We start from the raw sequence: 12205 nt of genomic DNA, 5'->3' as shown, positions 1-12205 counted from the left end.
GAGATCATCCGATGCCTCAACCGTTACATCGCCAGGGAGATCTACGCCAACCTGCCCCAAACGACCGCTTGACAATATAGGAGCATCGAACGCTTCAACCGCATCCTGCTGGAAGAGTGAGCCTACGCCGCGGACCTTCGTCTCAGAAATCGCACGCCAAGCCTGCTACCGGGACTTCATCGAGCACTACAATCAGGCCAGGCCCCACACCGCACTCAAAGGCGCCTCCCCCGCCAGCCGCGTCACCAACCAACCGGTTAGTACACCTGAAGTCTCACCTGTGCCACCATCGCCCGGACCCTTTTGCCGATGCTGCCCTTCAGGACGGCCGATCACATGGGTCCCCGTTGGAGACGTAGCCGCCGGAACCAGACCCCACGTACTCATCACGCTCTCCCGGCCCCGTGACGGGGCAGCCGCAGAGGCCTCCTGTCGGAGGACTACTCGCCGCCTATGAATAAAGGTGCATGGCCAATTTGAAACGAGCCCCAGGAGAGGTGAAGGCACACTTGTATTCCGGGTAGAGCYAGCCCTGAAATGTGGTTAATGTTCATCCGCTAGCGGAGGCCGCCGGGCCGTACTGAGGCGTGACCCATACCTCGAATCCCTCGAATGCTTCAAACAATTGACGGGGGTCATTCGCGTCCGCGGCAATCCAAAGTGCGGAGGAGTCGGGCATCGCATCTTCGACAAAGCCCGTTCTRATGACGCGGCCGTTGCGTCGGATTTCCACCCACACGTTGATCAGCAGATTCCATCCGACTTGCTTGCGGACCATTACTTGATGAGGTTTCATGCTTCTTCCCGGCTGCCAGAGCAGCGACGACGCGCGGTGAGCAGTCAACCGCTRCTGCTTCAAACTACTCAGTGGGCTGGGGATCCTTCCCCTTGATTTCTCACGTCCAAAGTTCCTGGCCGGCGCCCTTGAACCAGCAACGCACATGGGCCACGTCGTCGCGGGGTCGGGTTCATCGCCCGGGAGTACTGCTGTGAGTGCCTACGTTGGATCCGCGAGCAGGCGGCGAAGGCGCCTTGCCCGCGCTGCGGCAAGGACCGCGTCTTAGATACAACAACCGGGCACGTTGTGCTCTCGATGCTGCTCGCGGTGCACACCCAAGGCGAAGGATGGCCGAAGGCACGGTCCGCTTACCCGAGCCGAGTACCCGCCAGTCCATCCCTGGCGATCAACTGCGTTGTTCTCTGAGCTTTACTGTCGCATCGACATCAACCATGAGACCTTCAGGGTCGGTATCGGGATCTCCGACCACGACGACGCCGTAGTCACGCGCCGCCCCGACGATGCTCACATACCCGTTGCGCACGTCGGCGAGAACCCGTTCTTCTTCACGAGTGAAGGGGTGGCCCCATCCGCCGCCCCCGTTTGTCATGCTGCGGAGCACGGATCCGGCTGGCAGGTTCCACGTCGGTCGGCTACCGAAGTAGAAGTACTTTCCGTCTTTCCCATCCTGCAGTTTGGTGTCCGGGTCGAGGACCCCGGCGATTGGATCGGAGGACGTTAGAGTTTCGGCGCTGTGCGAGAGCAGTTGCTGTCGCTCGGCGATAGAGGCGACTGTCGGCGCGAAGGTCCAGGCTGCTCCGGTTATTCCGGCCTTTCCGCCGTTCACACCGAAACCGCCTGACCCCTTCAACGTCACTGGACAGGGAAAATGCGTGCTGTCCGTGAGCCACAGCGAGTCACGCGACATCGCGCTGCCCCCGCGGTGATATCCAGGACCGCCGGAATCGATGACAGCTTCGTTAGACAGCGCCAAGACCGGCACACTCGCCTCGATGGGCTCGAATCCCAGGGACGAAATGTTGGCGAGTATCGAGATAATGTAGTTCTCCCCGTCGCCTACCTCCGACGCCCCCCAGGGGCCCTGTTCTCCCCCGAATGCCCCGACGGTCGACCACTGGCTTCCATCGGGCCGCACACCGACGGTGTTATGTACATTCCGGCCGAGATCTCCGCCCACCGCCCGAGGCCCGAGCGCATCCGCTAGCGCGTTGCTCACGGCACTCAAAAGCGAGGCGGTTGCATAGAAGTACATTGTTACTGCCCCGTCGGGCGGCATGGCAGAAACGATCGAACCAGGAGGGCAAACCACGTCGATGTTGCGCCAATTGCCCGAGGTGAATGCGATGCCAGGGGAGAGGACCATGCTGAGTCCACACCCGATCGCATTCTTAGCGTCGACAAACGTGCAGTTAATTCCCGTACGTGCCTGTCGAGAGGTTCCTGACAGGTCCGCCTCAATCTTTGAACCCCGCACGCGCAGCGCTACCTTGATCGCATACGTTTCCGTGTCATCGACGCCGTCCGCGTCGACGACAGACGATCCCGTGTAGTCGCCGTCGGGAAGTTCGGCGATGGCTTCGGCCATCCTCTCTGCGGAAGCATCAGTCGCATATCGAATGGATCCCAGGTACGGTTCGAGACCATAACGGTCGATGATTTCCAAGATCATCCTCTCTCCGAACCCTAACTGCGTTTGTGTCGCAAACAAGTCGGGAAGGATTAATTCTGCCCACCTGGTGTTGTCGAACAACAGCGAGAACGTCTGCCGAACCGCCTTACCTTGCGACCACATCAGCATCGGCGGCAGGACAAGCCCATCTTCGTAAGTGCTTCGCTTTGAAGCGCTGAAGCCCCCGGGCGTGACTCCGCCGAAATCGAGCTGGTGCACCTTCATCGCGACGAACGAAACAATCGCGTCGTCAACGAAGATCGGCTTGATGAAGCACAGGTCATTGACGTGCCCGCCGATCCTGTACGGGTCATTGCCGACGAGGATGTCACCTTCGCGTAGGTCGTCGTATCCATATTCTTCGACGGTGTTGCGTACAGCCTCCGTCATTGCACCGATGAAGGTAGGCAAACCGTCACTAATGGCACCCATCGCATAGTCGACTTCGCGTGGCCCAACAATGACACAGGAGAAGTCGTATACGAGCGAAACTATCGGGGAGAAGGCCTGCCGCCGGAAAGCCGTCGCCATATTTTGCACGGCATACGTAGATTTTGTGTTCAGAAGGGAGGTATTGAACCTGTCAGCTCCGTACCTCGCAACGAATTCCTCGTTGGTCAGAGCGCGGAGGGATGTCTCGTGCACGGTGCCAGACGGTTGCTCATTGGTGATGGTCACTTCTGTTCTCCTCTCGACGCCCCGGATGTGATGACGAGCTCACCGTGGAGCCCGACATCGACGCGCTGACCAGCCGTGATGTGGGTAGTGGACAGCTTTTCGGACACGATCGCCGGACCCTCGATGCGGTCCCCAGCGCACAGATCGAGCCGGTTGTACACAGGCACCTGAAAAGGCGTGTCCGTAATGAGCTGGATTGTGGTACTCCGCACGGGACTCAACGGCTGGGCACCACGAGCCGGAAGCTGGGGGTACTCGACCTTCTCGGATGCCACCGTTGCCTGGATCCGATACGTCACACCTTCAACAGGGAAGGCTTCGAACCTGCTGCCGGTCCGCGCGAAATAGGTATCGTGAAAGTTTCGAATAATCGCTGCTATCGCATCTGCGTCGACCAACCCGTCCGGAACCTCGATGAACGGCATGTCGAACTCTTGGCCCGCTAGTCGCGCATCGAGCGACCGGACGATGGTGACCTCGCGATCGGTGTCGAGGGATTCCAGAAGAGCCTGCTCCATGTCGGCGTAGATGGCATCGATCTTCGCGGCATTCTCAGGCACGAGGAACGTGTAAGCGCCACGGTTGCTCGTGTAGACCTGCTCTGCTGCCAGGAGCCCGAGCGCGGAGAACAATCCGGGGTGCGGGGGCACGATCACGGACTTGGCGTGCACGAGGTCCAGGGTTGCCGGAAGCAACATCGGACCAGCGGCGCCGTACGCCATAAGAGAGTACTCGCGGGGGTCGATGCCGTTCTTGATGGCAACGTTCGTCATCGCCTCCGCGAGGTTATGGAGACCGAGTTCGTACGCGTAGCGAACACGCTCCTGATACGTGAAGTCAGTGTCCAGTGCCTCGAACGCCTCCCGCGACTTGTCGATATCGAGAGCAATCCTGCCGTCGGCAAACCAAGCGGGTTCGATGATGCCGGCCAATAGGCATGTGTCCGTCGTCGTCGGCTGAGTTCCGCCTTTGCCATAGCACGCGGGGCCAGGCGTTGAACCAGCGCTGTCCGGCCCGACCTGCAGCTCGCCCGACGATCCAATCTGAACGATGCTGCCGCCGCCGGCGCCGACGGAGGTGACATCGTTGGCCAAGGCACTGACGACGAGGTCATGCTCCAACTCAAACGTCGTGCTCAAGTACGGGGCGCCGTTTGTCACCAGCGAAATGTCGCATGACGTACCGCCGACATCGGAACACAGCAGATCCTGCTCACCGATCATTCGGCCAAAATCGGCACTCGCGACTGTCCCTGCAGCTGGTCCAGCGAATACGATCCGGAACGGTTGGATCAGAGCTCTGTCCGCTGGAACAAGTGTCGCCGCGCAATCGGCGAAATTGAGCGCGCCGTTAAATCCCGCGTTACTCAGGCCACTCTCTAGCTTTTCGATGTAGTCCGAAAAAAGAATCTTCATACAAGCATCGATCGTCGTCGTCGAAGCCCGCGCGTATTCGTGCGCGACAGGCGAGACCTCGCTCGAGATGGACACAGGAATGTCACCCAGAATTTCACGCACGAGCTCACGGAGCCGTAGCTCATGCGTGTCATTCACGTAGGAGTTCATCAGGGTGATAGCCACGCCTTCAACATTGCATTTGGCGAGCACATTGATCTCGGCACGCGCCTGATCTTCGTCCAGCCTGAACAACACCGAGCCGTCTGCTTTGATCCGCTCGTGAATAGTCCGGCGCAGGTAACGCTCAACCAGAGGACGGCGCGCATCTCCGAACTCACGACGCCAGTTCGGGTCCAGCAGCGCCTTCATGGGGCGGAAGACTGAGCCGTGGTCAAGTGTGTCGCGGTGCCCTACGGTTGCTAGCACGCCGATCTTTGGTAGCTTGCGGGTGATAACAGCATTCAGACCATGCGTACTCGCGTGATTGAATATCGTGCCATTCTCCAGCCCGAGCTCTTTTGCGCCACCCACTACCGCGTCGTAGATAGCCGAGTAATCGGTCGACACTTTCACGGTCCGAATATCCGACCCCGAAACAGCAACCACATCTGTAAACGTCCCGCCGACGTCCACTGAGAACATCATCGAAGCGCCTCCACTCGGTCAGCGAAAAATTCAAGTGGCCCAAACATGGTCCACCCCTCACGATCGACCTCGGCCAAGCACTCCTGGCACCGGGTTGTGAGGAACCACCCGCCCTCCGAAGTCACCGGATAGCGACGGATATCTGTGCTTTGACAGTGTGAACAAACCGCCGCGACAGGTTCACGAGCTTGCTCCACAGTCAAACTCGACGGCCTCGGATAATGCACCATTGCACGGCTCCTCTCTATTCAGTGCTTCTTTTGAAGCTTGGCAAATGCTCTTGTCAGGCGAAAACCGGTGAACTTCAGACGCCAATCGGTGGATTCCTTCACGACTGCGTTGAAGGTCCGGGGCGTGAGCCGTACGTGGACGGACGCAACGCGCGCGACTTACAAGGAGCGATTGTCAATTACCGACCGCCATCCACGCCGACAATGACACACGCCATCACCGCCGGCGCAGTGGAGACATTCCGCCAGGCGTGGCGGGTTCCGCGTTGGACCAGACAGTCGCCGCGGGTCAGCAACTCGCGCCTTCCGCCGTCGAGCTCGAGCTCAATCTCTCCGTCAACGACGAAGATGTAGTCGATGGTGTTCGACGTATGGAATGCCGCATCACCCGCTGTCTCGTGCGTAGCCGCAACCCCTAAAGCGTCGCCAGACGACTCGTCCGGGCGGTCGACTACATCAGTAACCGACGAATCAGGAGGGATCGAAAAGACCGAGAAACGCGTTCCCCCTGGACCCGGAAAATTAGTGCCGGCCACTGGCTCCGCTGGGTCCTTGAAGACCGGGACACCGTCCGATGTACCCCAGACCTGCCACGAGATTCCCGTCCGTTCCTGGCTTCCATCCCCTACGGGAGTTCGTACGAATGCGGGTTCTATGAGGTCGGTCGACCGAAAGCGGGAGATACCCGCGTCGTCCACCTCGGTCACCACTGCCTTGACTTTTCGAATTACGTCAGCGTTTTCCACGAGAATTCTCTTTCTTCGTACTTCTGCGGTGGGATCTTGAAACAGAGCTTATTTATTGACTTTCTCGACGATGCTATTGTCAATGCCGTCCGCGGCAGACTTGAGCGTTAGCTCCGACTCCATGAGATTTACTCTGCTTCTCATCAGTGTCTTCATCCCCGTTGATCAGACTCGCAATGGGCCTTACTGGCCGAGTAGCGTCTTCCATCGCTGCTGGAATGCTTTGGCCTCGTCGGTCGTGATCTGCGGGATCTCTTCCAGCGTGGCTCCATTGGTTTGAATCAGCCCGGGCACACCCTCGCGAACGGGGAACATGCCTTTGGCAAGAATCGTCTGACCGGCCTCGCCCAGGAGCCAGTTCACGTACACCTGCGCTGCATTCGGGTGCTTGCCCGCCTTCAACACCACCACCTCGTTGGGAATGCTACCGGCGTTCGGGTAGACCTTGTAGTCGACCGGCGCACCGGTCGCCTTGACCGACGCCACGTTCCCCGCGGGCACGGGCATCGTCGCGGAGATCTCCCCTGCGGCCATCGCCGCGATTTCCGGGTTTGAGCCAGGATAGCTGCGCGGCGCGCCCTTTGAGGTCAGCTTGTTAAGGAACGCCGGACCACCGGTCTGGGGCTTTTCCGTCGTTTGGAGTACCGAGGCCACGATCGGACTGATCGAGGGGTCTGTCACCCCCAGATGCGACGGGTCCACGTTTAAGAGGTCCTGCCAGGAGTTGATGCCCTTCGGCATCAACTTCGTGTTCCACGCCCACGCATAGACGGTGCTGCCCATCGTCACCACGTACGGGGTGCGCTGATTGTTCGCTCGATCGACCTTTGGATCACCCAGCGCCGGAACGGTGAGCGGCAGCAAAGCCCCCTTGTTCGCGTATCCATCGAAAGTCGGATGATCCAGGATGTCGACAACGTCCGCACCCACGTTCCCAGCGGCGAGCTCGGCGTCGACTCGCGCCGTGATATCTGCCGGGTTCGAGCGAACATAGGTCAACTTGATATTCGGGTAATCCTTCTGGAATGCCGCCGGGAGCGGATCGGACATACTCGGGCTGAGAAGCCCGTAGATGGTCAGCTCGCCCTCCTTGTTGGCGGCGTCCACTACCTTCGACCATTCCGCCTGGTCCATGATCTTGTTCGACGCGACAGCAGGGTTCGCGCCCGAATTGCTCGTTGAAGAACCGGCTCCTGCTGATGCGCATCCTGTCAGTGCGAGCAGCCCTCCCGCGACAAGTAGGCATCCATGCACCATTACGGCCCTGGTCTTTTTCACAGCTATGTCCTCCATCCACAATGGACTCGAATCCACGTCTTCGGGAATCCGGCCTCCCCCATTAGGCAAAATCAAGGTATAGGAGGGCTGGATACGATTGCAAGGAAACTCAATTTGTTTCTGAAAAAGATAACTACGTGTGCTACAGGCAGCCGCGAGCGATCCTCGCCTGATGGCCCTCCTATCGGTTCGGTGTTCGTCGCGGCCTACCTGCTGGTGCACGGGATGATCTCTTAGGAAGTCCTGAAGCGGATCAACACCGGCTACCGCGCTTGGGTCAAACGTGTCAGGGCAAATAGCACCCCCGCTACCCAGCCGTCCACCGATCGAACTTGTTGCGGCACGTCTGCTGGTGCGCGGCCTAGCTGCCGGAAAATATCAGTAGCCTCGTCGAGAGTTAGGGCAAGCGTTTCAGGTCCTATCCGCACGACCGGCGGCCGTGCGGAAGATCAGTAACCCGGGTGAAAGAGGTTCTCGACCAATTAGTACTATGTGCGCGTCGTCGTGCATGTACAGAGCGAGGGCGTCGATGACTGCCCATGCCTCGGGATTGCGCTGTAGGCGTTCAATGTTGTCCAAAACGAGAATGATACCTTCGTTCTGGAAGGATTCCACTAGCAACCCGGCCACCTCAGTATGCGGGATCCCCGCGGCATAGGCCTCAATGACCAACCCGTTGCTTGCCCCTGAAGGCTCTGACAGCGCGCAGCGCCAGACACGTTTGGCCCACAGCAGCCGCACCGGCCGCCCGAAACACGGGGTGTCATGGAGCCGGACCTGCCGGCGGCCGTGCCCGACCGCGACGACACCGCAGTCCGGACAACCGCTAACGGTTTCGGCTGTCTCGACGTGCAGAATCAGGCCGGTACCGGCGGTCGTGACAGAGCAGACGTGGATGCCGTCGACACCAAGAAGCGCGTCGGCCCGCTCGCACCAGCGACCACCCGGGCAGGAAGTAGCATTGGGCATATCAGGGTCTCTTTCTTATTTGGAAGCTTGGTCGCTACCAATTCAAAGAGGCCCTGACCTCTCTCCTCCCGCACCACGCCGCAGCGGCATCCGGACACGCTCCTGCCCTCGGCGTCAGACGGCCCCACCACGCTCATCTGCGAAGGGCCCCTTTACCGCAGCCCATGCCTTGTTGATGCGCCAAGATGAAAGCGGGCTGATCAGTGCTTTGACCAAGGCGGACAAAAAGAGTCCCGTCGACCCGTCTACACCGCTCTAGGCAGCGGTTCGAGACAGTCTTACTATGGAACCAGCCGAGCTGGGGAACCACGATGATCCCTCTTTCGCGCACTGCTGGAACACAAAGGACGGGGGTAACGATGAGCATTCACGCCAGTCTCTCGGCCAGCCTCCGCCGTCAAGAAACCCCGCCCCCGGAAGACTGGGAAACCACCTTCCGAAATATGGTCCTTTACGACCTCGCGGCGGACATGGAGCTTGGCTTCTTCCTCTCCTATTACAGGAACTTCGCCATTCCCAGCATCGCAGCCACTCTTCACGCCAATGGCGAAATTCAAGAACGCCCCATGAAGCGCTCCTACGACACTGCGATAGTCATCTATGAGCTTGTCTCCAACGGCCTGGACAGTGATCGTGGCCGGCAACTGGTCACCTTGCTTAATCAGGTCCACCGGCATGTCCCTGGGAGCAAGGACGATTTTCTTTACGTCCTGCTCACGTTGCTGGTAGTCCCGATTCGGTGGTGCCAGCAGCATGCTTGGCGTCGGCCGACGAGTGCAGAGCTCGCTGCTGCCTCGCGCTTTTTCGCTGAGTTGGGTTCTCGCATGAACATCGCCGATATGCCCGCTACCTATACCGAAGCCGAACGATTCTTCGACAGCTACGAATCAATGCACGTCGCTCAGTCAGCCAAAGGCCAAGACTTGATGGACGCCACCGTTCAGGTGTTCCGTAACCGGCTGCCACTCCCACTACGCCCTTTCGCGGGAAGAATCATCAGCGCGATGCTTGAGGATGACCGTCATCTTGATGCCCTAGGACTTCCTCAGTCCGGATGGGTTTCTAGAGCAGCACTTGGAGGACTGCGCATTCGCAATGCGTTCCGCCGGCGTCGACACCTGCAACAGAAGCCGCACTTCACTCCGGGCAAATCCGGCTCATCGTTGTACCCGGACGGATACTCCTTGCGTCAGATCGGCCCGATCAACGTTCCCCGCCCGCAAAACGGCAAAAGCAATGAACTATCGTGAAGCCCGAAGAATAACGCGCAGGGCGGAGCATGGCTTAGGCCTACCGAGAGACGCCACTCTCCAGTTCATCCAGGACAAGTTGGAGTCACAGCGGGGCAGGGACATACAGGTCGATGAACTTCCCGGCTTGTCCGGAACTGAACTATGTGGCATCTGGCTGGTTTGCGCTGACCGCGACCTAGTTTTGCACGCGCCAGTGAAATCTACCTAGCACCGGCAGCAGATAATCCTGCACGAGTTCAGTCACATGATTCTCCACCATGACCTACAAAGGGCCAGCCAAGAACTGGCGGCCACCCTCCTGCCCGACCTCGACGTGGACAAAGTCCGAGTGCTTGGCCGAAGCAGCTACACCGATGACGCAGAGAGCTGACGGCAGAAATCCTGGCTGACCAGCTCGCAACACGAATTATCAACAGCGACGTCGGTGCCCCGGCTGAGCCCTTAGCTTTTCGCCACGTTTTCGGCTGATGGAGGTAGTGCCGGGCCGCCGCTCTCTGGATTCTTACTCTCTTGCGCCTCCCGGCGGCATTCGACCCAGACCGCGGAAGCGTATTTCGTGCCACTATCTTGGCCGCAATTGCCTGCACACTTTACGTCCCCGCCGTTTCCTACGCGGTCGATCCCTTTCTCGGGGGGGCACAACCGCGTAGGGTTGGTCACCTTGTTGTCGTTGCTCCTCGGGTTCTGGCAGTTTCGCAGCGCGATACTGCTAGCCGCTGTTTCGGACGCCAAAGTACGACGGCGCCAACTCGCTTTGGGCCAGCGGGTCACCTTTATGGTGTGCACGGCCGGTTACGGCGGGTTTTCTCGGAAGCCGCGTAGAGGGGACAGATTCGAACCTCCCCTTGACCTACGGTGACCAGCCAGGAATGGCAGTCTTCCTGTGGGCGGGATCGGCCTTCATCATGTGGGTCTGCCTCGACATAGCCCGGGGTTGCCGCAGCGACGTTCCACACATGCGGGCCCGTACATTCAGATCGGCATTCACCCTCATCGCCGGTGGATGTATTCTGTTTGCCCTGGTCCTCGTTGACCGACTGCTCTACGGGATCCTGTCCGAGGCTGAGGACGCTGACAGCCCAGCAGCCGCCGCCCTGAACAGCTTCTACTGGATAGGCGAGACGTGCACCGTTTTACTCCTCAGTCTCGGGCTACTCCTCCCCCGCCTTGCAGGCCGCCCCACGCAGGACCTCCTCGGACTGCGCTTGAGGATGCTCCTCATGGAGATCAGGCCCATCTGGAACAACGTGGCTTATGGCCAACGCGAGCTCGTCCTGCAGGATCGACAGGCGACCCTATTTCTGTTCTTCTGCCGCCACGTTGAAAACCAGCTTCATCGGCGCCTCGTGGAGATTCGCGACTGCGAGATGGCTAACCCCCAAGTCCGGGAACAGCTCAGCGCACACGATAGATCAGTTATCGAGCGCGGCGAACTTGCCCTCGAGCACCGAAAGAAAGCTTCCCGGCCATAGAGGCAATAGTGCGCGAATCGTCCAAACGCCGGGCTCATGCAGTGCCATCACCGAGCACAAGCATCCGGACAGTCAACGAATCCTTTTCCTGCCCTAGACAGCAGGCTCACTCCGACCGACCATCGACTCCCTCAATCCTTCACAGACCCGTGAATAACCCGAGCAGGGCAAAGGTGACCCACCGGAGGTGTCGCTCCGGGCAGTAGGTGGGCCTTGAGATCAGGCGGCCGGGTCGATGACGACCGTGTGACCGAGGCGTTCGAGCTGGGCTACCAGCCGTCGGGTATGGGCCTCGTCGTGCCGGTGCTGCAGCCAGTCGGATCCGAGGTCGCGGTAGGGCTCGTTGCGTTCGAGCATGTAGTAGGCGCTGGCGAGGATTGAATGCGCGGCCGCGATCTGGGCGCGCTTGGCACCACGCCGGGAGGCGATCCGGGCCTGTTGCGCCGAGAGGTAGGTGTTCTTGCTGCGAGCCGCCGACGCCGCCGCCTCGACCAGTGCCGAGGTGAGCCACTTGTTTCCGCGCCTCGCACCGGCCGGAGTCCTGCGCCCCGCTGACTCGTGGATCGCCGGCGCGACACCGGCCCAGGCGACCCACCATCGCCGCGGCCAGCCGGGCATGATCGGCATCGAAGTGGCCCGTCAGCGCCTCGATCAGGTCAGGGATCTTGGAGCGCATCTTTCCCTTCGCCAGTTGCGCCAAGACCTCCGGGTCAGCCTCCCCGGCGATCAACGCCGCGAGCATGGCACGTGCGGACACGGTGGTCACGGACGAGGCAACCGAGGAGATCTCGATGCTGGCATCTTCGAGCATCTTCTCCAACCGTCCTGCGTCCCTGCTCCTGTCTCCCATCAGCTGCACCCGGTAACGCGTCAGCAGGCGCAGACGGCGGATCGGCGGAGGGGGCACGAACGAGGGTCGCAGCAGGCCATGCTCCAGTAGCTGGGCAATCCACTCAGCGTCTTTGACGTCCGTTTTGCGGCCCGGGACGGCCTTCATGTGGGCAGCGTTGAGCAGCCAGCACTCCATCCGCTCTTCCAAGGCGTAGAACACAGGTTTCCAGTAGGTGCT

Annotated in this window: 11 protein-coding genes and 1 pseudogene; 4 read left to right on the top strand and 8 right to left on the bottom strand. The window is 60.0% G+C overall.

The annotated features are described in order from the left end of the window. Window positions 1-550: 550 nt before the first annotated feature. From AB4074_RS24150 to AB4074_RS24125, 6 genes are all read right to left on the bottom strand, one after another. Window positions 551-796: a hypothetical protein gene (locus tag AB4074_RS24150; RefSeq protein WP_441415653.1), complete on the bottom strand. Its 246-nt coding sequence runs from the start codon at window positions 794-796 to the stop codon at window positions 551-553. Window positions 797-1184: 388 nt separating this feature from the next. Then, complete coding sequence (locus AB4074_RS24145) at window positions 1185-3146, bottom strand: hydantoinase B/oxoprolinase family protein (RefSeq protein ID WP_441415652.1); 1962 nt, start codon at window positions 3144-3146, stop codon at window positions 1185-1187. Continuing rightward, complete coding sequence (locus tag AB4074_RS24140) at window positions 3143-5188, bottom strand: hydantoinase/oxoprolinase family protein (RefSeq protein ID WP_441415651.1); 2046 nt, start codon at window positions 5186-5188, stop codon at window positions 3143-3145. Before AB4074_RS24140 ends, AB4074_RS24145 begins: the two co-directional genes overlap by 4 nt. 409 nt (window positions 5189-5597) lie before the next feature. Continuing rightward, on the bottom strand, window positions 5598-6164 hold the full coding sequence (locus AB4074_RS24135) for a cupin domain-containing protein (RefSeq protein WP_441415650.1): 567 nt from the start codon (window positions 6162-6164) through the stop codon (window positions 5598-5600). A 183-nt stretch (window positions 6165-6347) separates the two neighbouring features. After that, on the bottom strand, window positions 6348-7298 hold the full coding sequence (locus AB4074_RS24130; RefSeq protein ID WP_441415649.1) for an ABC transporter substrate-binding protein: 951 nt from the start codon (window positions 7296-7298) through the stop codon (window positions 6348-6350). Window positions 7299-7853: 555 nt separating this feature from the next. After that, window positions 7854-8411 carry a transposase family protein gene (locus AB4074_RS24125; RefSeq protein WP_441415648.1) on the bottom strand — a complete coding sequence of 186 codons (558 nt, stop codon included), beginning with the start codon at window positions 8409-8411 and terminating at the stop codon, window positions 7854-7856. Window positions 8412-8770: 359 nt separating this feature from the next. Here AB4074_RS24125 and AB4074_RS24120 point away from each other — a divergent pair, with 359 nt between their 5' ends. From AB4074_RS24120 to AB4074_RS24110, 3 genes are all read left to right on the top strand, one after another. Further along, window positions 8771-9661: an oxygenase MpaB family protein gene (locus AB4074_RS24120; RefSeq protein WP_441415647.1), complete on the top strand. Its 891-nt coding sequence runs from the start codon at window positions 8771-8773 to the stop codon at window positions 9659-9661. 247 nt (window positions 9662-9908) lie between these two features. Then, the gene (locus AB4074_RS24115; protein ID WP_441415646.1) at window positions 9909-10034 is read left to right on the top strand and encodes a hypothetical protein; all 126 of its coding nucleotides are present in this window, start codon (window positions 9909-9911) and stop codon (window positions 10032-10034) included. Between the two features lie 586 nt (window positions 10035-10620). Next, on the top strand, window positions 10621-11136 hold the full coding sequence (locus AB4074_RS24110) for a DUF6545 domain-containing protein (RefSeq protein WP_441415645.1): 516 nt from the start codon (window positions 10621-10623) through the stop codon (window positions 11134-11136). Window positions 11137-11355: 219 nt separating this feature from the next. On the opposite strand, the gene AB4074_RS24105 is transcribed toward AB4074_RS24110, so the two are convergent. Continuing rightward, a complete protein-coding gene (locus tag AB4074_RS24105; protein WP_441415644.1) occupies window positions 11356-11754 on the bottom strand; it encodes a transposase in 399 nt (132 codons plus the stop codon). 47 nt (window positions 11755-11801) lie between these two features. On the opposite strand from AB4074_RS24105, the gene AB4074_RS24100 reads away from it, so the two are divergent. Then, window positions 11802-12002 (top strand): hypothetical protein, encoded by a 201-nt coding sequence (locus AB4074_RS24100; protein WP_441415643.1) that lies wholly within the window; start codon window positions 11802-11804, stop codon window positions 12000-12002. On the opposite strand, the pseudogene AB4074_RS24095 reads toward AB4074_RS24100, so the two are convergent. Then, window positions 11996-12163: pseudogene (locus AB4074_RS24095) on the bottom strand (IS110 family transposase); the annotation flags it as partial. The gene AB4074_RS24100 and the pseudogene AB4074_RS24095 sit on opposite strands and share 7 nt — an antisense overlap. Between the last annotated feature and the right edge of the window lie 42 nt (window positions 12164-12205).

It is taken from the genome of Arthrobacter sp. 2MCAF14, from assembly GCF_052115645.1.
GTDB lineage: Bacteria > Actinomycetota > Actinomycetes > Actinomycetales > Micrococcaceae > Arthrobacter.
The sequence above is the reverse complement of the archived record's forward strand: the minus strand, read 5'-3'. Positions and strand labels throughout refer to the sequence as shown.

Coding starts and splice junctions, on each gene's coding strand:
- AB4074_RS24140 (WP_441415651.1), bottom strand. CDS start 5,188: ATGATGTTCTCAGTGGACGTCGGCGGGACGTTTACAGATGTGGTTGCT.
- AB4074_RS24130 (WP_441415649.1), bottom strand. CDS start 7,298: ATGGACCAGGCGGAATGGTCGAAGGTAGTGGACGCCGCCAACAAGGAG.
- AB4074_RS24125 (WP_441415648.1), bottom strand. CDS start 8,411: ATGCCCAATGCTACTTCCTGCCCGGGTGGTCGCTGGTGCGAGCGGGCC.
- AB4074_RS24120 (WP_441415647.1), top strand. CDS start 8,771: ATGAGCATTCACGCCAGTCTCTCGGCCAGCCTCCGCCGTCAAGAAACC.
- AB4074_RS24115 (WP_441415646.1), top strand. CDS start 9,909: ATGATTCTCCACCATGACCTACAAAGGGCCAGCCAAGAACTGGCGGCC.
- AB4074_RS24110 (WP_441415645.1), top strand. CDS start 10,621: ATGCGGGCCCGTACATTCAGATCGGCATTCACCCTCATCGCCGGTGGA.
- AB4074_RS24105 (WP_441415644.1), bottom strand. CDS start 11,754: ATGCCCGGCTGGCCGCGGCGATGGTGGGTCGCCTGGGCCGGTGTCGCG.